This is a genomic window from Pseudoalteromonas sp. PS5 (assembly GCF_004103255.1).
In the GTDB taxonomy this organism is placed as follows: Bacteria; Pseudomonadota; Gammaproteobacteria; order Enterobacterales; family Alteromonadaceae; genus Pseudoalteromonas; species Pseudoalteromonas peptidolytica.
The window spans coordinates 1-1096 of record NZ_RCSQ01000086.1 but is presented as its reverse complement, the minus strand read 5'-3'; the positions used below and the strand labels follow the sequence as shown (position 1 = coordinate 1096).

Annotated in this window: 1 protein-coding gene; it reads right to left on the bottom strand. The window is 40.8% G+C overall.

All coding sequences use genetic code 11. The features are described 5' to 3' along the window. Positions 1-191 precede the first annotated feature (191 nt). The gene (locus D9603_RS12125; RefSeq protein ID WP_125251521.1) at positions 192-884 is read right to left on the bottom strand and encodes a 4'-phosphopantetheinyl transferase superfamily protein; all 693 of its coding nucleotides are present in this window, start codon (positions 882-884) and stop codon (positions 192-194) included. Positions 885-1096 lie beyond the last annotated feature (212 nt).

The window sequence follows — 1096 nt, the reverse complement described above, 5'->3', positions numbered from 1 at the left end:
TTTCTCGCTTCAAAATAGACTACTTAATTAAGCAAATTGGTATAACGTAAAACTAGGGTCTGTTGACTCTTGCCATTTGATTTTTGTTCCACTGAGTGCGTTTTGGTCGCAGCGCTCAACTTGCCGCCCAGTAATCTAAGCAAAAGTTGAACATAAAGAATAAACGCCCAGTGGAGCGTTTATTCATTATGTCATGCTGAGGTGATATGGTATTCACACTCGGTCAAAACCAATCCTGTCGTGCATTGATAAAATACTTTGATAGTTTGACCCATGCTCAATTGTGGATGTAAATTTTCCATAAGAGTGAAATACAAGGTATGGGTATCGAATTGACTCAATTTCACTGCATCGAATCCAAAAAATCGATTTACCGTCCCGTAAAGTGCTTTGTAGATGCTCTCTTTAGCTGAAAAGATGACGGTTAACGGGCAATGTACGTGTTTTGCCAGTCCACGAAAGCTCTCGAACTCAGCCGGATGTAAAATTTGTCGTTGTAATTCGATTTCTTGTTTTGGCTTCATGTCTCTTTCAATATCAATACCTAAACCAATGGTATGCGTATTGTTAGTGGCAATAGCAGCAGCAATTCCACGGGTATGGGTGATACTCGCGACTACATTGTTAGGCCAAATTGGGGCGCGGTCAGAGCCGTTCAGTACGGTAAAGTTATCATGACCTAATGCTGTTAAACTCGCTTTCGCGCAGATCCTTCCTGCTAAAAATTCAGCTTTTCTCTTTGCAACTGCTTTCTCTAAAGTATCAGGAAGGAAGATGTTATGTTGCTCAAAAGACTGCTCAGAATAACTATCTGGGTCAAACTGAATACAATGAAAGTGATGTTGCAAAAACGGGGTAAATAGATGGCTGTGATTGCTTTGCAAAGCTAGCTCCTGTTATTCCTGTCCATAATGCCAGTTTGCGAGCTATCTACTTAGCCTAAAGTTGAGAAGAGCTGGCTGATTGCCCTGTAACGTTCACTGTAAATACTGGCGAGCATGTTTAGTGAGATTAATACAGCAGGCGATAAAACCGGCAACCAAAGAGGTGTTCGTTATCGAAACTTAGCGTGATATCAATTTTCTTAATTAAGTGG